The organism is Bradyrhizobium sp. HKCCYLRH3061, assembly GCF_051168015.1.
In the GTDB taxonomy this organism is placed as follows: domain Bacteria; phylum Pseudomonadota; class Alphaproteobacteria; order Rhizobiales; family Xanthobacteraceae; genus Bradyrhizobium.
Genome location: NZ_JBNPUE010000019.1, coordinates 103,525 through 124,294 on the forward strand (window position 1 = coordinate 103,525; position 20,770 = coordinate 124,294).

General features: G+C 65.7%; 19 protein-coding genes and 1 tRNA gene. 13 read left to right on the forward strand and 7 right to left on the reverse strand.

The features are described 5' to 3' along the window. Positions 1–6 precede the first annotated feature (6 nt). Together ACQR2C_RS26645 and ruvX are read right to left on the reverse strand one after the other, a co-directional pair. On the reverse strand, positions 7–930 hold the full coding sequence (locus tag ACQR2C_RS26645; RefSeq protein ID WP_434874492.1) for an AEC family transporter: 924 nt from the start codon (positions 928–930) through the stop codon (positions 7–9). A gap of 3 nt (positions 931–933) precedes the next feature. Beyond that, positions 934–1,419, reverse strand: coding sequence for a Holliday junction resolvase RuvX (ruvX, locus tag ACQR2C_RS26650; RefSeq protein ID WP_316237462.1), 486 nt, complete (start codon positions 1,417–1,419; stop codon positions 934–936). Positions 1,420–1,590: 171 nt separating this feature from the next. Between ruvX and ACQR2C_RS26655 the strand changes: the two genes are divergently transcribed. Next, positions 1,591–3,180 (forward strand): ABC-F family ATP-binding cassette domain-containing protein, encoded by a 1,590-nt coding sequence (locus ACQR2C_RS26655; RefSeq protein ID WP_434874493.1) that lies wholly within the window; start codon positions 1,591–1,593, stop codon positions 3,178–3,180. Between the two features lie 46 nt (positions 3,181–3,226). Here the strand turns inward: ACQR2C_RS26655 and ACQR2C_RS26660 are convergent, their stop codons facing one another. Together ACQR2C_RS26660 and ACQR2C_RS26665 are read right to left on the reverse strand one after the other, a co-directional pair. Further along, complete coding sequence (locus tag ACQR2C_RS26660; RefSeq protein WP_316237460.1) at positions 3,227–4,162, reverse strand: cyclase family protein; 936 nt, start codon at positions 4,160–4,162, stop codon at positions 3,227–3,229. A gap of 226 nt (positions 4,163–4,388) precedes the next feature. Then, positions 4,389–5,279 carry a LysR substrate-binding domain-containing protein gene (locus ACQR2C_RS26665; protein WP_434882461.1) on the reverse strand — a complete coding sequence of 297 codons (891 nt, stop codon included), beginning with the start codon at positions 5,277–5,279 and terminating at the stop codon, positions 4,389–4,391. Between the two features lie 105 nt (positions 5,280–5,384). On the opposite strand from ACQR2C_RS26665, the gene ACQR2C_RS26670 reads away from it, so the two are divergent. From ACQR2C_RS26670 to gatB, 7 genes are all read left to right on the forward strand, one after another. Next, on the forward strand, positions 5,385–6,371 hold the full coding sequence (locus tag ACQR2C_RS26670) for an NAD(P)H-dependent flavin oxidoreductase (RefSeq protein WP_316218304.1): 987 nt from the start codon (positions 5,385–5,387) through the stop codon (positions 6,369–6,371). Between the two features lie 9 nt (positions 6,372–6,380). Next, positions 6,381–7,457: an NAD(P)H-dependent flavin oxidoreductase gene (locus ACQR2C_RS26675; RefSeq protein ID WP_315804082.1), complete on the forward strand. Its 1,077-nt coding sequence runs from the start codon at positions 6,381–6,383 to the stop codon at positions 7,455–7,457. A gap of 120 nt (positions 7,458–7,577) precedes the next feature. Next, positions 7,578–7,865, forward strand: coding sequence for an Asp-tRNA(Asn)/Glu-tRNA(Gln) amidotransferase subunit GatC (gene gatC / locus ACQR2C_RS26680; protein WP_315804081.1), 288 nt, complete (start codon positions 7,578–7,580; stop codon positions 7,863–7,865). A gap of 80 nt (positions 7,866–7,945) precedes the next feature. Next, positions 7,946–8,182, forward strand: a complete 237-nt coding sequence (locus ACQR2C_RS26685; protein ID WP_315804080.1) for a hypothetical protein — start codon at positions 7,946–7,948, stop codon at positions 8,180–8,182. Further along, positions 8,179–9,654 (forward strand): Asp-tRNA(Asn)/Glu-tRNA(Gln) amidotransferase subunit GatA, encoded by a 1,476-nt coding sequence (gene gatA, locus ACQR2C_RS26690; protein WP_316181889.1) that lies wholly within the window; start codon positions 8,179–8,181, stop codon positions 9,652–9,654. The genes ACQR2C_RS26685 and gatA overlap by 4 nt, the downstream gene beginning before the upstream one ends. After that, the gene (locus ACQR2C_RS26695) at positions 9,645–9,941 is read left to right on the forward strand and encodes a hypothetical protein (RefSeq protein ID WP_434882462.1); all 297 of its coding nucleotides are present in this window, start codon (positions 9,645–9,647) and stop codon (positions 9,939–9,941) included. Before gatA ends, ACQR2C_RS26695 begins: the two co-directional genes overlap by 10 nt. Before the next feature lie 4 nt (positions 9,942–9,945). Further along, on the forward strand, positions 9,946–11,424 hold the full coding sequence (gene gatB, locus ACQR2C_RS26700; RefSeq protein ID WP_434838245.1) for an Asp-tRNA(Asn)/Glu-tRNA(Gln) amidotransferase subunit GatB: 1,479 nt from the start codon (positions 9,946–9,948) through the stop codon (positions 11,422–11,424). Between the two features lie 248 nt (positions 11,425–11,672). Here the strand turns inward: gatB and ACQR2C_RS26705 are convergent, their stop codons facing one another. Beyond that, a complete protein-coding gene (locus tag ACQR2C_RS26705) occupies positions 11,673–11,861 on the reverse strand; it encodes a hypothetical protein (RefSeq protein WP_434838244.1) in 189 nt (62 codons plus the stop codon). 954 nt (positions 11,862–12,815) lie between these two features. On the opposite strand from ACQR2C_RS26705, the gene ACQR2C_RS26710 reads away from it, so the two are divergent. After that, a complete protein-coding gene (locus ACQR2C_RS26710) occupies positions 12,816–13,082 on the forward strand; it encodes a hypothetical protein (RefSeq protein ID WP_315740271.1) in 267 nt (88 codons plus the stop codon). A 126-nt stretch (positions 13,083–13,208) separates the two neighbouring features. Continuing rightward, a complete protein-coding gene (locus ACQR2C_RS26715) occupies positions 13,209–13,562 on the forward strand; it encodes a hypothetical protein (RefSeq protein WP_315804076.1) in 354 nt (117 codons plus the stop codon). Positions 13,563–13,694: 132 nt separating this feature from the next. On the opposite strand, the gene ACQR2C_RS26720 is transcribed toward ACQR2C_RS26715, so the two are convergent. Continuing rightward, positions 13,695–13,788: transfer RNA gene (locus ACQR2C_RS26720), tRNA-Ser, on the reverse strand. A 748-nt stretch (positions 13,789–14,536) separates the two neighbouring features. Here ACQR2C_RS26720 and ACQR2C_RS26725 point away from each other — a divergent pair. Continuing rightward, positions 14,537–16,066: a porin gene (locus ACQR2C_RS26725; protein WP_315804013.1), complete on the forward strand. Its 1,530-nt coding sequence runs from the start codon at positions 14,537–14,539 to the stop codon at positions 16,064–16,066. 605 nt (positions 16,067–16,671) lie between these two features. Next, positions 16,672–17,748: an alpha/beta hydrolase family protein gene (locus ACQR2C_RS26730; RefSeq protein WP_315804012.1), complete on the forward strand. Its 1,077-nt coding sequence runs from the start codon at positions 16,672–16,674 to the stop codon at positions 17,746–17,748. Between the two features lie 64 nt (positions 17,749–17,812). Here ACQR2C_RS26730 and ACQR2C_RS26735 read toward each other — a convergent pair whose 3' ends face one another. After that, positions 17,813–18,334 carry a MarR family winged helix-turn-helix transcriptional regulator gene (locus tag ACQR2C_RS26735; RefSeq protein WP_315804011.1) on the reverse strand — a complete coding sequence of 174 codons (522 nt, stop codon included), beginning with the start codon at positions 18,332–18,334 and terminating at the stop codon, positions 17,813–17,815. 400 nt (positions 18,335–18,734) lie between these two features. On the opposite strand from ACQR2C_RS26735, the gene ACQR2C_RS26740 reads away from it, so the two are divergent. Next, positions 18,735–20,264, forward strand: a complete 1,530-nt coding sequence (locus ACQR2C_RS26740) for a porin (protein WP_315804010.1) — start codon at positions 18,735–18,737, stop codon at positions 20,262–20,264. The last annotated feature ends 506 nt before the right edge of the window (positions 20,265–20,770 follow it).

The window sequence follows — 20,770 nt, forward strand, 5'->3', positions numbered from 1 at the left end:
CGGTGTTCAGCTCGCCCAGGCGATCGCGAGCGGCATGGTCAGCGCGGCCAGCACGGTCTGCAGCGAGATGATCTGCGCCAGCAGCGGCGCATCGCCGCCCATCTGCTTCGCCAGCACATAGGCGCTCGGCGAGGTCGGCACCGCCGCGCAGATCGCGACCACCACGAGGCTCGGGCCGGTGACGCCGAACCATCCGGCAAGCCCGATAGCGAGGAGGGGCATCAGGACCAGCTTGAGCACGACGCCGAGCGCGGCGGCCGGGCCGGCGCGCCGCAAGCCCTCGAAGTGCAGACCGGCGCCGGTCACCAGCAGACCGATCGGCAGCGAGGCCTGGCCGAGCGCATCGGCGGCATCGTGCCAGAGCTTTGGCAGCGGCACATGCGCCACGTTGAGCGCGAGCCCGGCGATGCAGGCCCAGATCAGCGGATTGCGGACGATGGTGGCGAGGATCTCGCGCATCGAGCGGCGGGTCGGCGAGGCGTAGTGCGCGAGCACGGCGACGCTGAAGACGTTGACCATCGGGATGATCGCGATCATGCCGACCGAGGCCACCGCGAGCCCGGTCGGGCCGAACAGGCTGCCCGACACGCTGAGCGCGACGTAGGTCTGCCAGCGGGTTGCTCCCTGGAAGATCGACGTGAAGGCCGGACCATCGATGCCGGAGCGGGTGAGCAGCGGCCGCAGCGCGAGGCACAGCGCCGACATCGCCAGCATCGCCAGGAACAGGGCGCCGCCGATGCCTGCGACCGGCACCTTGCCGAGATCGGCCTTCACCAGGCTCTGCAGCAGCAGCGCCGGAAACAGCACATAATAAGTCAGCCGCTCGAGCCCGTGCCATTGCGTATCCAGCCGGATCAGGCTGCGCCGCAGGCCGAAGCCGACCACGATCAGCAGGAACACCGGCGCGAGCGCCGCGGCGACGGGGCTCATGAGCTAGCGACCGGACTGGCGCAAGGTCGCAAGCCGATCGAGCGCGCCCTGCAGGATGAAGATCGCTGCATGCGTATCGATCACCTCGGCGCGTTTGGCGCGGCTGACATCCATGCCGATCAGCTCGCGCTCGACGGCGGCCGTCGACAGCCGCTCGTCCCAGAGGCCGATCGGCAGGTCGGTGATGCCCGCGAGGTTGCGCGCGAACGCCCGCGTCGATTGCGCCCGCGGCCCTTCGCTGCCGTCCATGTTGATCGGCAGGCCCAGCACCAAGCCGACCACCTTGCGCTCGGCGCAAATCGCCTGCAGTCTGACAGCATCGGCCTTGAAGGCCTTGCGCTGGATGGTCTCGACGCCGGTGGCGAGCCTCCGGTCGGGATCCGACACGGCGACGCCGATGGTCTTGGTGCCGAGATCGAGGCCGACGAGCGCCCCGCGCTCGGGCCAGCGGCCGGCGGCTTCGATGAGGGGAAGGATGGGAGCGGGCATGGCGCGCCGCTTAGCACGGGTGCATCCCCCGAGCCAGCACGGCAGGCGCATGGCTTGTCGCTCCGCTGCCATCGTTCTATATGGAGCATCGTACCGTGAACAGGAGTGGTGCCGTGGATCGCAGGACCAACATTGCCCGCCGCTTTGTGTCCTCTGCCATCACGGTCGCTAATGTCCTTCTGTCTCACGCTCGACGCGGTCGCCGCCGCGACACCTGACGGTCATCCTCTCTTCGACAATCTCACGCTCTCGATCGGCGCCGAGCGCGTCGGTCTGGTCGGCCGCAACGGCTCCGGCAAGTCGACCTTGCTCCGCATCGTCGCTGGCGTCTCGGAGCCGGCGGCCGGAGCGGTGACGCGCAGCGGGGCGCTCGGCCTTCTGGCGCAGCACTGGGATCCCGGTTTGCGTGTCGACGAGGCGCTCGGCGTCGCCGGTGATCTTGCGGTCATCGGCCGTATCGTCGCGGGAAAGAGCCAGGACGCCGATCTTGCCGATGATCTCGCGCGCGCGGATTGGAGCCTGCCGAGTCGTGTCGATGACGCGCTGACCGAGGCGGGCCTCGCCGGAATTGCGCTCGATCGCTCGATGGACTCGCTCAGCGGCGGCGAGCGGACGCGCATCGGCATCGCGCGGCTGCTGATCGAGGCGCCGGATCTGCTGCTGCTCGACGAGCCCACCAACAATCTCGATGCCGAGGGCCGCGACGCCGTCGGCCGGCTGATGCGGCGCTGGCGCGGCGGCGTGCTGGTTGCCAGTCATGACCGCGCGCTGCTGGAGAAGATGGACCGGATCGTGGAGCTCACCCCGGTCGGGGTCCACATCGTCGGTGGCGGCTGGACGATGTTTACGACGGCGCGGGAGGATGCGCGGGCGCGTGCAGCGATCGCGCTGGACCGCGCTGATGCGCATGTGCGGGATGTCAGCCGCGCCGTGCAGCGCCAGCGCGAAGCCAAGGCGCGCAAGGACAAGGCCGGCCGTGCTTTCGCCGCCGCCGGCTCGGCCCCGAGGATCATGCTGGGCGCCCGAGCCGAGCGGGCCGAGATGACCGGCGGGCGATCGCAGCGGCTCGCCGAGCGCATGATCACCGAAGCGGCCGAGCGAGCAGAACAGGCGCGACAACGTGTGGAGGTGCTGACGCCGCTCTCGATGGTCCTGCCGCCGACCGGGCTCGGCGCCGGCACCGAGCTGCTTGCGATGGAGGACGCGGTCGTGAGCGCCGGCGACAGGAGGTTCGGTCCCTGGACGCTCGGTGTCAGGGGCCGGCAGCGGATCGCGATCACCGGACGCAATGGCGCAGGCAAGACCACGCTGCTCAGGGCCGCGATCGGCGCGATTCCGCTGACCGATGGAACGGTCCGGCGCGCCGACGGGCGTATCGCGATGCTGGATCAGCACGTCGCGTTGCTGGATCGCAGCGACAGCATCATCGGCAATTTCCGCCGCCTCCATCCGGCGCTCGGCGCCGAGGCGGCGCATGCAGCCTGCGCGCGCTTCGCATTCCGCAACCGCGACGCCGAGCAGACGGTGGAGACGCTGTCCGGCGGCGAGCGCCTGCGTGCGGGCCTTGCCTGCACGTTCGGCGGCGAGCGTCCGCCATGGCTGTTGCTGCTCGACGAGCCGACCAATCATCTCGACATTTTCTCGATCGAGATCCTGGAGCGGGCGCTGCGCGACTTCGACGGCGCGCTGCTGGTCGTCAGCCACGACCCGTCATTTCTTGCGGCGATCGGCATTGCCGGGGAGTTCGTCGTGAATGGCTGAGCGGGCACGGCAGACCGTGCCCGCAAAGCAGATGCGATTCAATGAGCTACCGGATCGCGATCGGGTTGATCATGCCCTGGACGCCGCCGCGCCAGCGCGGTTGGCCCAGCACGAACAGGAACTCATAGCCCTTGTCCTTGGCGAGCTCAGCGGTGTCCATGTTCTCCAGGATGTAGGTTCCGTTCATCGCGAGCAGGATCTGGTGCACCTCGAACAGGTTGTTGGACTCGAACGGGATCGCCTCCACCGCCCAATTGTCGGCGCCGACGGCGACCACGCCCTTCGAGGTCAGGTATTTCGCGCCTTCGACGCCGAGACCCGGCTCACCGGCGCCGTAGCGCTTGTCGTCCTTGCCGATCAGACCGAGCCAGCCGGTGTGGAAGATCACGATGTCGCCCTGGCGGATTTCGACACCCTGTTTCTTGGCGGCCTCCTCGATCTCCTTGACGTTGAACGCCGTGCCTTCCTTGACCACGTCGGTGTTATAATAGGCGGCCATGTCGAGCAGCACGCCGCGTGCGACCAGCGGCGGCACCTTCTCGATGCCGAGCTTCTTCAGGCCGGTCGGATCGGCGAAGTCGAGCAGCTTGTTGCCGTTGTAATAGACGTGCTCGACGCCGAGATGGCCGAGACCGTCAATCTGGCTGCCGACACCGACCCAGCCTTCGACGATGTCGTCATTGTAGGTCGCCTTGTTGGGCCCGAGTCCGGGAATGCCCGCCTGTCCCGGCTGCACCACCGTGATTTTGAACGAGCGCGGCGGGTAGGCGGGGGTCTTGGAGTCGATGATCATGCCGAGCGGATAGGTCTTGCCGGTCTTCACCAGCGAGGCGGCTTTGACCACGAGCTCCGGCGTGATGTAGTTGGCCGCGCCGATCTCGTCGTTCGGCCCCCATTTCGATTTCGTCCAGTCCTGGGCTTGGGCCGTCCCGATCGCACCCATCATGGCAATCGAGCAGCCCAACACGAACGCGTTGCGCATCGCATTTCCTCCGACATGTTGATGTTTGTTGTTTTCGCGCTGGCCAGCGCTGCATCCTAACGTAGTGCAGGGCTGCCGGACAAAATGTTTTCGGATGCGTGCGCTGCACAGCGCCCGAACGTCGCATCGGTCGAAATGGCAGTGTTTTGCGGAGGTGGCGTTGATTCCGTGTTGTGGAATGTGTCTTGTGGCTGGGACGCCTGTGCACAATCTCTGGGCGAACGTCTTACGCCGCGATGTCGTGATCCCGGCAGCCGAGGCCTTCCATGAAGGCCGACAGCGCACTGCTGCGATGCGCCGCGCGGCGGTGGATGAAGAGCGTCTCGACCTGCGCATGGGACGGATCGAGTGTGTGCAGCCCGACGCTGCCGCTCATCGCGTGCCGCGTCACCACCGCGCGCGGCAGCAGCGCGACGCCCATGCCGGCGGCGACGCAGCCGATCATGCCGTCGAGGGTGCCGAGCTCGATCCGGGACGCGGCGGGCCAGCCGAAATCGTTGAACACCTGCTCCAGCCGCTGCCGGTAGGTGCAGCCGGTCCTGAACACCAGCGCGGTCGGTCCCGACGCCGCGGTCGCCGCGCGTAAGGCGGACAGGCTTTCGAAGCGCCGGGCCGTCACCAGCACCAGCTCTTCCTCGAACGCGACGACGCCGGCGAGATCGGGATGGTCGATCGGACCGGCGACGAAGGCACCATCGAGAGTGCCGTCGAGCACGCTCGCGACGAGATCGGCGGTCGGCGCCGTGCGCAGGCTGAGGGCGACGGCGGGAAAGCGGCGATGGAAGTCGGCGAGCCGCGTCGGCAGGCGCACCGCGGCGGTCGTCTCCATCGAGCCGATTATCAGCGGCCCCTGCGGCTCGCCGTCGTCACGCGCGGCGAGAACCGCTTCGCGCGACAGCGCCGCGATGCGATCGGCGTAGGGCAGCAGGCGCTGTCCGGCGCCGGTCAGGGTCATGCCGCGGCTGTGGCGTTCGAACAACGCGGTGCCGATCTCGGCTTCCAGCGCCTTGATCCGCTGCGTGACGTTGGACTGGACCGTGTTGAGCACCTCCGCGGCGCGCGTGATGCCGCCGGCGCGCGCCACCGCGGCAAAGGTCTGCAGGTCGCTCAGTTCCACGGCCGCTCTCCGTTTTGAATCTGCGATGGCAGAGTTCTCAACTATTCATTTTCAGAGAATGCTACCCGCGCCTAAGTTCCGCGTCCAGAGCGCAGGAGAGTCTTCATGCCGCTGAGAACCGCGCTGACGGAGAGGCTCGGCATCGATCATCCGATCCTGCTGGCGCCGATGGATGTGATTGCCGATGCGCGGCTGGTGCGCGCCGTCAGCGGTGCCGGGGGGTTCGGCATTCTCGGCGGCGGCTATGGCAACCGCGCTTGGCTCATGCAGGAGACAGCGAAGCTCGATGGCCTGCGTGCGCCGTTCGGCATCGGCTTCATCACCTGGTCGCTGGCGAAGCAGCCGGAGTTGCTCGAGATCGCGCTTGCGGCCAAGCCCACCGCCGTGATGCTGTCGTTCGGTGATCCCCGGCGCTTTGCACCGGCGATCAAGCAGGCGGGCGCGCGCTTGATCTGCCAGGTGCAGGACGAGGCCATGGCCGAGCAGGCGATCGCGGCCGGCGCCGATGTCCTGATCGCGCAAGGAACCGAAGCAGGCGGCCATGGCGCCTCGCGGACCACGCTCGACATCGTGCCGGCCATCATCGATCTCGCAGCCGGTCGCGTGCCAGTGGCCGCCGCCGGTGGTCTCGCCGATGGCCGCGGTCTTGCCGCGATGCTCACGCTCGGCGCCGATGGCGTGCTGCTCGGCACGCGCTTCTATGCCAGCCAGGAAGCTGCCGGTGCAGACGAAGCCAAGCGCCGCATATGCGCGGCAAAATCAGGCGAGACCGTGCGCGGCATCGTCTTCGACCTGTCGCGCAACAATGTCTGGCCGGCGCCGTTTACCGGACGCTGCCTGGTCAACGACCATGCGCGGCGCTGGATAGCGCGCGAGGTCGAGCTGCTGCAGCAGGTCGAGCGCGTGTCGGCCGACTATGTGAAGGCGAGGGCGGAAGGCAATTTCGACATCGCCGCGGTCATTGCCGGCGAGGCGGTCGGCCTGATCCATGATATCCCGCCGGCCGCCGAGATCGTCGCGCGCATCGTCGATGAGGCCGAGCAGATCCTGCAAGGGCGGCGCAACTCGTCCGCCGTCTTCGCCAAGCAATAGGAGCAAATCATGTGGCCCGACCGCCGCTTCCTGGATCTCGTCAAGACCGAGCACCCGATCGTGCTCGCGCCGATGGCCGGCGTGATGGACGCCGATCTCGTCATCGCGGTGGCGCAAGGCGGCGGGCTCGGCTCGCTGCCCTGCGCGATGCTCTCGGCGGACAAGGCCCGCGAGCAGGTCAACATCATCCGCCAGCGCGTCTCGGCGCCGATCAATGTGAACTTCTTCTGCCACACGCCCGTCGAGGCCGACGCGGCACGTGAGGCCGGGTGGAAGAAGCGGCTCGGCGCATATTATCAAGAGTACGGCGTTGATCCCGACGCTCCGGTCCCGGCCGCGAACCGTGCGCCGTTCGATGCCGCGATGTGCGCCGTCGTCGAGGAGTTGAAGCCGGAGATCATCAGCTTCCATTTTGGCCTGCCCGAGCCGTCGCTGCTGGCCCGCGTGAAGGCGACAGGCGCGGTCGTGATGGCGTCCGCGACCGTGGTGCGCGAGGCGGTGTGGCTGGAGCGGAACGGCGCCGACGTCATCATCGCGCAAGGTGCGGAAGCGGGCGGCCATCGCGGCATGTTCCTGACCGACAAGCTCGCCGAGCAGGTCGGGACGTTTGCGCTGGTGCCGCAGATCGTCGATGCGGTTGATGTCCCGGTGATCGCGGCGGGCGGCATCGCCGATGCGCGCGGCATCGCCGCGGCGTTCGCGCTCGGCGCCTCCGGCGTGCAGATCGGCAGCGCCTATCTGCGCTGCCCCGAATCCAAGGTCAGCGTGCTGGCGCGTGCCGCGCTTGCCGCCGCCGATGACGAATCCACCGTTATTACCAACGTGATGACCGGCCGGCTCGCGCGCGGCGTCGCCAACCGGGTGATGCGCGAGGTCGGGCCGATCTCGCCGGACGCGCCGGCGTTTCCTCATGCCGCGACCGCGCTCGGCCCGCTCAAGGCGGCCGCGGAGAAGCAGGGCAAGGTCGATTTCACCAATCTCTGGGCCGGGCAGGCGCTGCCGCTCGGCCGCGAGCTGCCGGGGGCCGAGCTGACGCGGACGCTGGCCGAACAGGCGCTGGCGCGGCTTGCGAAGCTGGCGGGCTGACGCCAAAGGCGGCGTCACGGGCGGGGCGGTGCCCTGGGAAAGTCCGGAGGCTGCCGGTTGCGGCGCGAAAGCGGGCTCTGCTATAGGGCGGGTTCACTGTTTCCCGTGAGGCCCTATATAATGTCGGTCGATGCCGCCACCGTCCGCAAGATCGCGCAATTGGCGCGGATCGCTGTCACTGACGCCGAGGTCCCGCATCTGCAGGGCGAGCTCAATGCGATGCTGGCCTTCGTCGAGCAGCTCTCGGAGGTCAATGTCGAGGGCGTCGAGCCGATGACCTCGGTGACCCCGATGGCGATGAAGAAGCGCCAGGACGTCGTCACCGACGGCGACATCGCCGACGACATCGTCAAGAACGCGCCGATGACCGAGAACAACTTCTTTCTCGTGCCGAAGGTCGTGGAATAGCCAGGTGGAATAGCCGAGGCAGGTCCGCGCGCCCGTCGCGCGTGATCCGCTCCTTCAAACCGACAAGCGAGCCAACGCCGATGTGCCTGCTCTGCGACGATGAAGCGGCCTACAAGGCCTATATGGACTATCTCGACGCCATGGAGCGGCAGGGCAAGGCCGCCGACCCGGACAAGGCCGTCAACGAGATCCTCGACCAGCTCGAAGCGGCCGCCAATACCAAGAAAGCCTCCCCTGCGAAGAACAAGTTCTTCGCGGACGACGCCGCCGACGACAAGACGCTCTCCCCGTTCTTCTGCAGCCCGATCAACAAATGACCGATTTGACTTCGCTGACGCTCGCCGAGGCCCGCAAGGGTCTCGCGAGCAAGACCTTCACGTCGCTCGAGCTGACCGACGCCCATCTCAAGGCGATCGAGGAGGCGCGGGCGCTCAATGCCTTCGTGATGGAGACGCCGGACCAGGCGCGCGCGATGGCGCGCGACGCCGACGCCAAGATCACCAAGGGTGAGGGCGGGCCGCTGGCCGGCATTCCGCTCGGGATCAAGGACCTGTTCGCCACCAAGGACGTCCGTACCACCGCGTGCTCGAAGATCCTCGGCAACTTCGTCCCGACCTACGAGTCGACCGTGACCTCGCAGCTGTGGCGCGACGGCGCCGTCATGCTCGGCAAGCTCAACAATGACGAGTTCGCGATGGGCTCGTCCAACGAGACGTCGTGCTTCGGCCCGGTCGGCAATCCCTGGCGCCGCGAGGGCTCCAACACCACGCTGGTGCCGGGCGGCTCGTCCGGCGGCTCGGCCTCGGCGGTGGCGGCGCTCTTGTGCATGGGCGCGACCGCGACCGACACCGGCGGCTCGATCCGCCAGCCCGCGGCGTTCACCGCCACCGTCGGCATCAAGCCGACCTACGGCCGCTGCTCGCGCTGGGGCATCGTCGCCTTCGCCTCCTCGCTCGACCAGGCCGGCCCGATCGCGCGTTCGACCCGCGATGCGGCGATCCTGTTGCGCTCGATGGCCGGCCACGACCCGAAGGACACCACCTCGGTCGACATCCCCGTGCCGGACTACGAGGCCGCGATCGGCAAGTCGGTGAAGGGCATGAAGATCGGCATCCCCAAGGAGTATCGGCTCGACGGCATGCCGGCCGAGATCGAAAAGCTCTGGAGCGAGGGCGCGGCCTGGCTGAAGGCGGCCGGCGCCGAGCTGGTCGAGGTGTCGCTGCCGCACACCAAATACGCGCTGCCGGCCTATTACATCGTGGCCCCGGCCGAGGCGTCCTCGAACCTCGCCCGCTACGACGGCGTCCGCTACGGTCTGCGCGTGCCCGGCAAGTCGATTGGCGAGCTGTACGAGAACACAAGGGCCGAGGGCTTCGGGCCCGAGGTGCGGCGACGCGTCATGATCGGCACCTATGTGCTGTCGGCCGGCTATTACGACGCCTATTACATCCGGGCGCAGAAGGTCCGGACCCTCATCAAGAAGGATTTCGAGGACTGCTTCGCCCAGGGCGTGAGCGCGATCCTGACGCCGGCGACGCCGTCGGCCGCCTTCGGCATCGGCGAGAAGGGCGGCGCCGATCCGGTCGAGATGTATCTCAACGACATCTTCACGGTGACCGTGAACATGGCCGGCCTGCCGGGCATCGCGGTGCCCGCCGGCAAGGACAGCCAGGGGCTGCCGCTGGGCTTGCAGCTGATCGGCCGGCCGTTCGACGAGGAGACGCTGTTCTCGCTCGGCGAGGTCATCGAGCAGGCGGCGGGACGCTTCACGCCGGTTCGGTGGTGGTAAGCGTCGCCGATTTCAAGACGAGCCTCGCGGGCGACGCGCCCGCGGCCGGCCTGACGCCGGTGCTCACCGGCCTGTGGTGGCTGGCGAGGGGCGACTGGGACCGGGCGCACAAGATCATTCAGGACGAGCCCGGCCGCGACGCGGCCTGGGCGCACGCACATCTGCATCGCGTCGAGGGCGACCTCGGCAATGCCGGCTACTGGTATCGCCAGGCCGGGCAGCCGGTCGCGAAAGATGCGTTGGATATCGAATTCGAGCGGATCGTCTCCGCACTGCTTGGGAGTTAGAGCCATGACGGCAACCAGCGGCAAGCTGATGAAGGGCGCCACCGGCGACTGGGAGGTCGTGATCGGCATGGAGATCCATGCCCAGGTCACCTCGAAGTCGAAACTGTTCTCGGGCGCCTCGACCGCGTTCGGCGGCGATCCCAACAGCCACGTCTCGCTGGTCGACGTGGCGATGCCGGGCATGCTGCCGGTCATCAACGAGGAGTGCGTGCGGCAGGCCGTGCGCACCGGGCTCGGGCTCAATGCCAAGATCAACCTGCGCTCGGTGTTCGACCGCAAGAACTATTTCTACCCCGACCTGCCGCAGGGCTACCAGATCAGCCAGTACAAGGACCCGATCGTCGGCGAGGGCGAGGTCACGGTCGAGCTCGACGGCGGCAGGACCGCCACTGTTGGCATCGAGCGCCTGCACATCGAGCAGGATCCGGGCAAGATGCTGCACGACCAGTCGCCGTCGCTGTCCTATATCGACTTCAACCGCTGCGGCGTGGCGCTGATGGAGATCGTCTCCAAGCCTGACATCCGCGACGCCGAGCAGGCCAAGGCCTATGTGACCAAGCTGCGCTCGATCATGCGCTATCTCGGCACCTGCGACGGCGACATGGAGAAGGGCTCCCTGCGCGCCGACGTCAACGTCTCCGTGCGCAAGCCGGGGGCTCCGCTCGGCACCCGCTGCGAGATCAAGAACATCAACTCGATCAGCTTCATCGGCCAGGCGGTCGAGGCCGAGGCGCGGCGCCAGATCGAGATCATCGAGGACGGCGGCACGATCGAGCAGGAAACCCGCCGGTTCGATCCCGACAAGGGCGAGACGCGCTCGATGCGCTCCAAGGAGGAGGCGCATGATTACCGTTACTTCCCCGACCCGGACCTGCTGCCGCTGGAGTTCTCGCAGTCCTTCGTCGACGAGCTGAAGGCGGCGCTGCCGGAGCTGCCGGACCAGAAGAAGGCGCGCTTCATCGCGGATTTCGGCCTGTCGCCCTACGACGCCTCCGTGCTGGTCGCCGAGCGCGAGAGCGCCGCGTTCTACGAGGCCGTCCTGGAGGCGCTGTCCGACCGGGCGCGCGACGGCAAGCTCGCCGCCAACTGGGTGATCAACGAGCTGTTCGGCCGGCTGAACAAGGAAGGCCGCGACATCGCGTCGTCGCCCGTCTCGGCGTCTCAGCTTGCGGCGATCGTCGCGCTGATCGGCGAAGGCACGATCTCCGGCAAGATCGCCAAGGACCTGTTCGAGATCGTCTGGAGCGAAGGCGGCGACCCGCGCGAGCTGGTCGAGAGCCGCGGCATGAAGCAGGTGACCGATCTCGGCGCGATCGAGAAGGTCGTCGACGAGATCATCGCCGCCAATCCGGACAAGGTCGCGCAGGCGAAGGCCAAGCCTCAGCTCGCCGGCTGGTTCGTCGGTCAGGTGATGAAGTCGTCGGGCGGCAAGGCCAACCCGCAGGCGGTGAACGATCTCCTGAAGAGCAAGCTCGGCATCTGAACGACGCTCGCTCGTCTTCGTTCCAGCGGCGCGCACCTGGTGCGCGCCGTTTGTTTTGGCGTCGCGGTCCGGCGAATCGCCGCATGCGATTCGCAAAAAAGCCACCGTTGCCGAGCGTTCGGACGCACACGAGGACGTGTGCAATGAAAATTTTTTCGTTGCCAAAATTTACGACTCAGAGTCCGCGCGTTGCTCTCACCATGCGAGTCTGCACGCCGGCACGCCGGCATCGCCGCGTGCGACGTGTCCTACAGCTGTTCAGAAAAATACTTGCAGCACAGGCTTTTTGCGCAATCGCGATTAGTAGCGATCGCGGCCTTGCGCAGAGCGACGTTTGGATTTTCGCGATCGATCGATGCGCTGCTTCGCGCGTTGCGCCAGCCGCGTGCGCGCGCGCCTGTCAACACTTCCTTAAGCCGGAAGCTGTTTTTTTTCACTCGTTGGTGTATCGATGAGGAGTGCAGCTCGATTCCCGAGTGCACGCATCGACTAAGCCATCTCACATCGGAGGGCAACATGGCCAAGAAAGCGAAGAAGGCGAAGAAGGCAGTGAAGAAGGTCGCGAAGACCGCGGCGAAGAAGACTGCCAAGAAGACCAAGAAGGTCGCCAAGAAGAAGTAACTCTCGCAGTCCTCTGCGAGATGAGTCCGGCAGCTGATGCCGGCACGTCGTTGGAACGTTAGGTCTGCATGGCTCCTCGAGAGCCGGGCGGATCTCCTGAAGCTCCAACAGACGATAGAGGGTGTCGGCGAGACATCAGGTCAACGGTCGGATCGAACTCGAGAGCGGCTTCGCTCGCGGTGCGGTCCGGTAGAAGAAACAGGATTTCTTCGTTCGGTGCAGATCGCGTTTCCGGTCTGCAATCTCACGAGCGGCTATCAGCCAGAGTGGGATCTGATCCTGACGTGTTCGCCGACGCCCTCGATCCCTGAGCACCGCGCCCTTGGCGACTGTGTGCCTCCAACCTCCCCATAGACGAACAGCATCATCGGCAGCTCGGCGCAGGCGTGCGCGCGCTGCGCAATCTCCCGCACTTGCTGTCGGGACGTGTCCAGTCGCGGTGCGGCTGTTGACCAGCGGCGTGGTGCGCTCCGCGCCAGCGCGGTGAGGCGCTTTCGCGGATGGTTATGAGTTTGCCAAACAGAACGGTAAACCGCTCTTTGCCGGGTTGAAGAATCCATTTCGAATCAATGCATTGAACCCGGCCCCGGAAAATGCGGGGTTCCGCGTTCAGGGCTCGTTCAGCACGATGTTTAAACTGCCTTTCAAACTTGATCGGTCATCCTTCGCGCATAAGCCGCGAGACGGCATGGGGATAACCAGGCGTTGAACAGTTGGACGGGGGCGTGCTCGGGTGACCGGCCGCCTCCTCGAAGCGAAGGAGAGCGACGATGTTTCAGGGACAACTCAATTTCGATGACGTGACCACCGCGGAGCAGGGCGCCAGCGGCGATGTGCTGTTTGAGCTCGGCATGCTCTATGCGAGCGGTCGCGACGGTGCGGTCGATCTGATCGCCGCGCACAAATGGTTCAATCTCGCCGCCCTCAGGGGCCGCGTCGATGCCGTGGCCATGCGCCGCGAGGTCGCCGAGCAGATGTCGGACGCCGAGATCGCGACCGCGCAGCGCGAGGCGCGCGCCTGGATGACCGCGCACTGAGCGAGCCAAGCCGCGGCTTGGCGGATCTCGCCCGATCGCTCATTCTCGTCGGAAGCGGGCCTCGTCGCGCGCCCATGAATCTCCTATCTGTCGTTCGGTGTGACGCAGACAAGCGGGATTGACGGCATGGGCCAGGCACGGCGACAGGCGCGGCGGCAAGAGCTGATCGACTGCCATGACTGCGGCAGCGGCGTTTCCTTCAGCGCAGTGGCGTGCCCGCATTGTGGATCGACCGAGCCGGCCGGGCCTGCGGTGCAAAGCCGGCGCGAATTGAAGCGTCTGCGGGTCGAGGCCCATAATGACCGCCGCCTCGTCGTGGTGACCGCCCTCTGTGCCGGTCTCGGCGCCATCTATGGTGCCGCGATGGGAGCAGGAGGCGCAGCGTCATGGTGGGCTGCGCTCGGCTATGGGTTCGTCGGCACCATCATCGGCGTGCCCGCCGCCTTCGTGATCAACATCAGCCGTGGCTTGTTCGATTGAACCGCGCGGGATCGAGCGGCAACCGTGATCACGACGGCCACGCTCCGTTGCGATCCGGCAGGTGCGTGAACGGCTCGGCTTTGATGCGGATGATCTGGGGGGAGGGGGCTGTTGGCCGCGCCCAAGGGCGGCTGGCGGAGACGGAGGGATTCGAACCCTCGATAGGGCTTTACAACCCTATAACGGTTTAGCAAACCGCCGCCTTCAGCCACTCGGCCACGTCTCCGGCGACGGTCGGTATGCCCGACGCCGCGCTGAGCCGCAAGCGGCAGATTGCATGCGGTTTCGAAATCCTCACAGGGCCGCGGCTTCGCCGGACCGGTGCGGGCGGTGGTCTTCACCTTCGGCTCATCGATCCGGGCTGGACCTGCCGTTTGATCGGCCGCGGCACGCGTCGAAGTCGACGGGCGGTGCGAGCCCTCTCGATGATCCCTGACGCGGAGGACCCCTAGTATAGAGGGTCGTCTGCAGCAAAGGCGGCCGGCGGGAGGGGACGCAGACGGCAGCGTCCTCCAGCCCGATTCTCGTTCAGCGCGTGGCTGGATTTCTCGGCCCCGGCGCCTGACTTGGGGCGGGTTCCGGGCGGGCGAGTGCTCGCGGCCTTAAGCACCTCAAATTGCGTTGTGACAAAACGACAACATAAACAGCGACTTAGATGTTCCCGCAGAACCACGGTTCCGTGCCTTTTGTGCAACACCGGTCCGAAAAGGCGCCGCTTGGGCGCCGCAATGATGGTTCCTTTGTTGCGTGTGCAAAGGCCTTCGGTAATTCTGCTCGCACGACGAAGGGGGGCATCCCGACGTCGTCCCGTTTAGGTCGTTCGCTCAAGTCCCTCGCGTTCATGCGGGTGTGTCCGATAGCGCGAAGCGGCTGAGCGACGGGTCGAAGAGGGATAACGGGTCCAACCCCAAGGGTGTCTCTCACCCAGCGGAGGCGGAACCTTCCCTGACTGAGCAACTTGGAGGTTTAACATTATGAACACGATCAAGAGCCTTGTCCTGGGCTCGGCGGCCGCTCTCGTCGCCATGTCCGGGGCTCAGGCAGCTGACCTTCCGATCAAGGCCAAGGCGGTCGAATATGTGAAGGTCTGCTCGCTTTACGGCGCTGGCTTCTACTACATCCCCGGCACCGACACCTGCATCAAGCTGGGCGGTTACCTGCGTGCTGAAACGTCGTTCGCCAGCAACGGCCAGTACAACAACGCGGTCAACGGCGTTGCCGGCGGCATGAACCGCCAGAGCAACTACTACTACAGCCGCGCTCGTCAGGACCTCAACATCGACACGCGCACCGCGACCGAGTACGGCGTGGTCCGCACCTTTGCTGACCTGACGTTCACCTGGACCAGCGGCACCTACGCTGGCTCGGGCTCGGCGACCGGCGCGACTGCCTACTCGACGGCTGGCGCTCCTGGCGCTCAGGCCGACGGCAACATCGCTCAGGGCGGCATCGGCGTGTACTACGCCTTCATCCAGTTCGCCGGCTTCACGATGGGTAAGGCCGTGTCGCAGTTCGACGCGCCCTGGACCAACTACCCGGGCAACAACTTCGACGGCCTGTGGGGCGGCGGCGGCACCGTGACCGGTGTCAACCAGTTCACCTACACCGCCGACTTCGGCTCGGGCATCACTGCGGCGATCTCGGCGCAGGACGCGAGCCAGTACTACACCACCAACATGTGGAACGTGTCGGGCATCACCGCGGCCAGCATCATCGGCGGTTCGTACGGCACCAACACCTTCGGTGGCAACGTGTCCCCGGACATCGTCGGCATGGTTCGTGTCGACCAGGCTTGGGGTCTGTTCCAGGCGTCGTTCGCGGCGCATGACAACCACACCGGCTACTACGGCGCCACCGAGCTCACCGGTCACCCGGCTGACAAGTGGGGCTGGGCTGCTCAGCTGGCCCTGTCGATCAAGAACATCCCGACCGGCCCCGGCGACACCATCAACATCCAGGGCGTCTACACCAACGGTGCGAGCCGCTACAACGCTCAGAGCCTGGTGCCGACCACCTACGCGATGTACGGCGGCAGCAGCACGGCTGGTGTCTACGGCACGCTCGGCTTCGCTGGCGTCAGCGACTCGGTCTTCGTGACCGGCGGTGAGCAGCAGCTGACCACGACCTACGGTATGCGCGGTGCGTACACCCACAACTGGAACCCGGCCTGGAACACCGCGATCTACGGTTCGTGGGCTGCCGTGTCCTACAACAGCACTGCCAAGGGCCTGATCTGCGGCAGCGCGGCGATGGGTGCGATCGCGGGCGCAGGCTTCACCTGCAACCCCGACTTCAACATCTCCTCGCTGGGCTTGATCACCCGCTGGACCCCGGTCAAGAACCTGACCTTCTCGGCCGACGTGGCCTGGACCAACCTCGACCAGAAGTACTCGGGCAACATTGTTTCCCCGGCTACGACCACGACTTCCAAGCCGGCTGCGGTCTATCAGCTCAAGGACCAGAACTCGGTGTCCTTGCTGCTCCGCGCTCAGCGCAACTTCTGATCCTGATCGTCTGATCGGGTTCAAGAGCCCCCGGCAGGAAACTGCCGGGGGTTTTTGCTTGTGTACGGGCGCTCATTCCGGAGTGACTCCGGGTCCGGTGCGCTCGAGAAGCGATCGATGCCAGATCGATGGATCGAGCCAATTGAGCAGAGCTTCGATTGCCTGTAGCTCGAAAGTCGCATTCGTTTCAGTAGGTTGGCTGCACGCTGGTATTTTTTTTAAAAATGGTGTTGAAAACAGATGAGTTGATAAGCTAATTTTCTCATGCCTGAGTAATCATTCGTCCTCGTGAGGACGACACCGCAGACGCAAGACGACGATCATACGATGTTAGACTCCAGGAAGCCTCCGGCGATGCCCCGCCGGAGGCTTTTTCACATCGGGATCTCCTCGGCACCCAAGATCTGACGTTGCCTCTCGATTGCAGAGCCTCAGCGTGATCTCCGCAGGCGCGTGCCATCAGCGCATACATCCATCGTCTCACCAAAAATCGTTGTGCATCGGCTTGACCGGGAAATGCCGGATGGTCACCATGACCGTCAGATGACGGGGCCACACCGTCACGCCAGTGAGGAATGTGTCCAAAGATGAGTTCGGAAGGCTCTGTGGGAGTGCTGCGTCCGTGGTCCGAGCAAGACGATCTGGCGGGCGCCATCACGCGGCTGCTGGAAGCGCGGCCCGAGGGCCGGGCCGAGCTTGCGGAATGTCTGGCGGTTGCGCAGCGGATCGACGCCAGCGACGACGAGTCCTGGTATCGCGAGTGGATGCAATGCGCGGACGCCATGAAGGCTGCCGCCGCCGACGCCGTGAGCAGCGGTCGTCCCGAGCTGGCGTTTCGCAAATGGTCGCGCGCAGTGGATTGTTATGAGGCTGCGGCCTGTCCGTTCAGCAGCTCGCGTTCCCGCCAGGACGTCGTGCTGTCCCGCATGCGCGAATGTGCGCGCGAATTCCTGCGCTGTGCCGATCCGCAAGGAGAGGTCGTCACAATCCACTGGCGCGCCGACTATCCGCTCGAAGCCTATTTCCTGCCGGCGCGTGGCGAGGCGGGCAGGGCGCCCACCGTCATCTGCATCGGTGAGCCCGGCCGTCGCAAGGAAACGTCGCTGTTCAAGCTTGCCGCCCATGCGGAGCAGCGTGGCTTGGCGCTGCTGGTGGTCGATCTGCTGGGCAGCGGACCGGACTGCCGCTTCGAGGAGATCGTCGGCCGTCGCGATCTCGAATCGGCCATCGCGAGCGTGACGGACTACGTGACGTCCCGCGATGACGTGGACGAAGGCCGGATCGCGATTCTGGCCGACGACTGGAGTTCGTCCTTTGTCGCGCGCGGCATCGCACTCGATCCGCGTTATGCTGCGGCGGTCTGCGACGCCGGCTTGTGGGATATTCACGAGCGTGTCTTCCTGTCGCGCCGACCCGGTGCGTGTGAGCGGGGCAGGCCGCCGATCGCGACGGAAGGGCTGGCGGCGCGGCAGATCATGTGTCCGCTGCTGGTGACGGTGCCGGAGCGTGGCTGGCTTCGAGCCGACATCGCAACCCGGCTGATCGCGCAGATCAAGCGCGAGCACCCGGACATCACTCTGAAGATCGTCTCCAGCGCGGGCGCCGATTGGCTCGAAGCCGATGCCTTCGTCTTCGACTGGATCGCCAGGCGCCTGGCGGGGTCTCAGCGGCCTCCTGGCTGATGCGACCACATATCTGGGCCCGCTGCCTGTAAGAGGCGATTGGGCCGTGGTCGCCTCGGGGGCCTCAGAGCCCCATCGTGAGTCGCGCGCTGGCCTTCTCGAAACGGTCCTTGAGGCCAGCCAGCTTGTCCGTGAACGTCGCCAGCTCGCGAGCGTCGAATTCCTCGAAGATGAAGCTGAAGATCTGCGCCTGCTGGGCTTCCAGCTCGGCGAACTGCTCCGATGTCTTGGTGGTGAGCGACATCCGGACCACGCGTGCATCGTTGGGGGCGGGCTTGCGTTCCATGAAGCCCTTCTTCTCCAGCAGCTTCGACTGCGTCGTGACGAACGAAGGGTCGACGTGCAGCCGCTTGGCCGCCGCATTCACGGCGACTCCCTCGCCTTGATCCAGCTCGGAGATCGCCATCAGGATCATCCATTGCGGGCCACTGATGCCGATTCGCTTGGCCCAGAAGTACCTCAGCTCCTCCAGATGGACGTTGATCGTGGAGATCTCCCTGGCGAAGCGAAGAATGGCGTCGCGATTCTTCGGCAGATGTTCGGCAGTCTGCGGTTGCGCGTCCGCTTCCACAGGTGCGGCAGACATGTTCTTCAAGGGCGCCATTGCTCAGGAGTTCCAGTACGAAGCTCGACCCTAAAGAAAAAAAATCCGCAACAAAATCACTTATCTAGGAGGACATGCGCCGTCCCCCGTGCGCTGCACAACTAGCTGCCATTGTGTTGCCCTCAAGACACATTTCGGCTTCATTCAATTACCTGACTGCATAAACTATTTTGCTTACCGAATGAGCGAAGGCATAGTTCCTGGCGACGGTGGGGGGTTACTCGATCGTCCCGTGACAGGTGGTTCGCTTAAGTCCCTCGCGTGATGCGGGTGTGTCCGATGGCGCGAAGCGGCTGAAGCGGTTTTTCGGGAGCAGAGGAAGCGGATCGTCCTGGGGGATCTTGGTCCGGTTCTTTCTCAAAAGAGCAACTTGGAGGTTTAAATGAAGACGGTTAAGAGCCTTGTCCTCGGCTCGGCGGCAGTTCTGCTCGCCATGTCCGCGGCTCAGGCGGCCGACCTTCCGATCAAGGCCAAAGCGGTCGAGTATGTGAAGGTTTGCTCCCTGTATGGTGCGGGCTTCTACTACATTCCCGGCACCGACACCTGCATCAAGCTCGGTGGCTATCTCCGTGCTGAAACGGCGATCGGCACGAACAGCGACTTCAACGGCACGTACAGCGGCCAGGGTGGTGCGCATAACCGCCTGAGCAACTACTACACGGCCCGCGCTCGTCAGGACATCAACATCGACACGCGCACGGCGACCGAGTACGGCGTGGTCCGTACCTTCGCTGACCTGACCTTCAGCTGGACCTCCGGCGGCTATGCCGGCACGGGTTCGGCCACCGGTGCGACCGCTTACTCGACCGCTGGTGCGCCGGGCGCACAGGCCGACGGCAATATCGCGCAGGGCTCGGTCGGCGTGTACTATGCCTTCATCCAGTTCGCCGGCTTCACCATGGGTAAGGCCGTGTCGCAGTTCGACACGCCCTGGGTCAACTATCCGGGCAACAACTTCGACGGTCTCGCCGGCGGCGGCGGCACGGTCACCGGCGTCAATCAGTTCAGCTACACTGCTGACTTCGGCTCCGGCATCACGGCCTCGGTCTCGGCTCAGGATGCGAGCGCCTACTACCAGAACAACCTCTGGAACGTGGCGGGTTCGACGGCGGCTGGCGTGATCGGTGGTGCTTACGGCACCAGCAACTACGGTGGCAACGTCTCTCCGGACTTCGTCGGCATGGTCCGTGTCGACCAGGCCTGGGGTCTGTTCCAGGCGTCGTTCGCGGCGCATGACAACCACGTCGCTTACTACGGCGCGTCCGAGACCTCCGGCCACCCGGCCGACAAGTGGGGCTGGGCGGCTCAGCTGGCCCTGTCGATCAAGAACATCCCGACCGGACCTGGCGACACGATCAACGTGCAGGGCGTCTACACCAACGGTGCGAGCCGCTACAACATCCAGAGCCTGATGCCGAACAACTACGCGATGTACGGCAGCACGGGTCTGGCTGGCGCCTATCAGAGCATCGGCTTTGCCGGTGTGGGCGACTCGGTCTTCACGACCGGTGGTGAGCAGCAGCTGACCACGACCTACGGTATGCGCGGTGCGTACACCCACAACTGGAATCCGGCCTGGAACACTGCGATCTACGGGTCGTGGGCTGCCGTCCGCTACAACGGCACGGCCAAGGGCCTGATCTGCACCAGCCCGGGCGTTGTCGCGGCCTTCAACGCGGGTTCGACCTGTAATCCGGACTTCGATCTGGCCACCCTCGGCTTGATCACGCGCTGGACCCCGGTCAAGAACCTGACCTTCTCGGCTGACTTCGCCTACTCCTGGCTCGACCAGAAGCACTCCGGTTCGGTCACCGCTCCGGCTGCTGCTGCTGTCGCGAAGCCGGCCGCGGTGTACGAGCTGAAGGATCAGCAGTCGGCTGTGCTGCTGCTCCGCGCTCAGCGCAACTTCTGATCCAGATCGTCTGACGACGGTTTGACGAACCCCCGGCAGGCAACTGCCGGGGGTTTTTCTTTGCCTCGCCAGCGCGTGCTCCAGCGCCGAGATCCGCATTCCTCGCCGCTCCGCTCTGTCGCTGACAAACATGCTGCAGACCCGCCCGAGAACCACACCGCGCGGCCACGCGACGGAGTGCGATCTGGATGGAATTTCGCGACCGCCTCGTGGCCATCCGGCTCAAACATGCGTGAGAGGCGGTCGGCGGGCGCTCGGTTCGACCGCACGTTTGAGCCAAGCTTGGCCTGCGTGATCCCGGGCAGGCGAGGGCCCGTGTCACGATCGCCGGGATGACAGAGCCAGAAAATTGGAGCCTCGCGCTCGCCGCGCTTCTCGACGCGCGTCCTGCTGCATTCCCGCCACGAGCGCGACACGCATTCGGCGGCGAAAGTCTTCCCTGACACATTACTCTTGGGGATCTGGCGACCGTGTGCCGTGCCGCGGCCGCGCCACATGCGTGATCC

Bases quoted from the DNA above. Each gene is read 5' to 3' on its own strand.
- ACQR2C_RS26645 (WP_434874492.1), bottom strand. From the start codon at position 930: ATGAGCCCCGTCGCCGCGGCGCTCGCGCCGGTGTTCCTGCTGATCGTG.
- ruvX (WP_316237462.1), bottom strand. From the start codon at position 1,419: ATGCCCGCTCCCATCCTTCCCCTCATCGAAGCCGCCGGCCGCTGGCCC.
- ACQR2C_RS26655 (WP_434874493.1), top strand. From the start codon at position 1,591: ATGTCCTTCTGTCTCACGCTCGACGCGGTCGCCGCCGCGACACCTGAC.
- ACQR2C_RS26660 (WP_316237460.1), bottom strand. From the start codon at position 4,162: ATGCGCAACGCGTTCGTGTTGGGCTGCTCGATTGCCATGATGGGTGCG.
- ACQR2C_RS26670 (WP_316218304.1), top strand. From the start codon at position 5,385: ATGCCGCTGAGAACCGCGCTGACGGAGAGGCTCGGCATCGATCATCCG.
- ACQR2C_RS26675 (WP_315804082.1), top strand. From the start codon at position 6,381: ATGTGGCCCGACCGCCGCTTCCTGGATCTCGTCAAGACCGAGCACCCG.
- gatC (WP_315804081.1), top strand. From the start codon at position 7,578: ATGTCGGTCGATGCCGCCACCGTCCGCAAGATCGCGCAATTGGCGCGG.
- ACQR2C_RS26685 (WP_315804080.1), top strand. From the start codon at position 7,946: ATGTGCCTGCTCTGCGACGATGAAGCGGCCTACAAGGCCTATATGGAC.
- gatA (WP_316181889.1), top strand. From the start codon at position 8,179: ATGACCGATTTGACTTCGCTGACGCTCGCCGAGGCCCGCAAGGGTCTC.
- gatB (WP_434838245.1), top strand. From the start codon at position 9,946: ATGACGGCAACCAGCGGCAAGCTGATGAAGGGCGCCACCGGCGACTGG.
- ACQR2C_RS26710 (WP_315740271.1), top strand. From the start codon at position 12,816: ATGTTTCAGGGACAACTCAATTTCGATGACGTGACCACCGCGGAGCAG.
- ACQR2C_RS26715 (WP_315804076.1), top strand. From the start codon at position 13,209: ATGGGCCAGGCACGGCGACAGGCGCGGCGGCAAGAGCTGATCGACTGC.
- ACQR2C_RS26725 (WP_315804013.1), top strand. From the start codon at position 14,537: ATGAACACGATCAAGAGCCTTGTCCTGGGCTCGGCGGCCGCTCTCGTC.
- ACQR2C_RS26735 (WP_315804011.1), bottom strand. From the start codon at position 18,334: ATGTCTGCCGCACCTGTGGAAGCGGACGCGCAACCGCAGACTGCCGAA.
- ACQR2C_RS26740 (WP_315804010.1), top strand. From the start codon at position 18,735: ATGAAGACGGTTAAGAGCCTTGTCCTCGGCTCGGCGGCAGTTCTGCTC.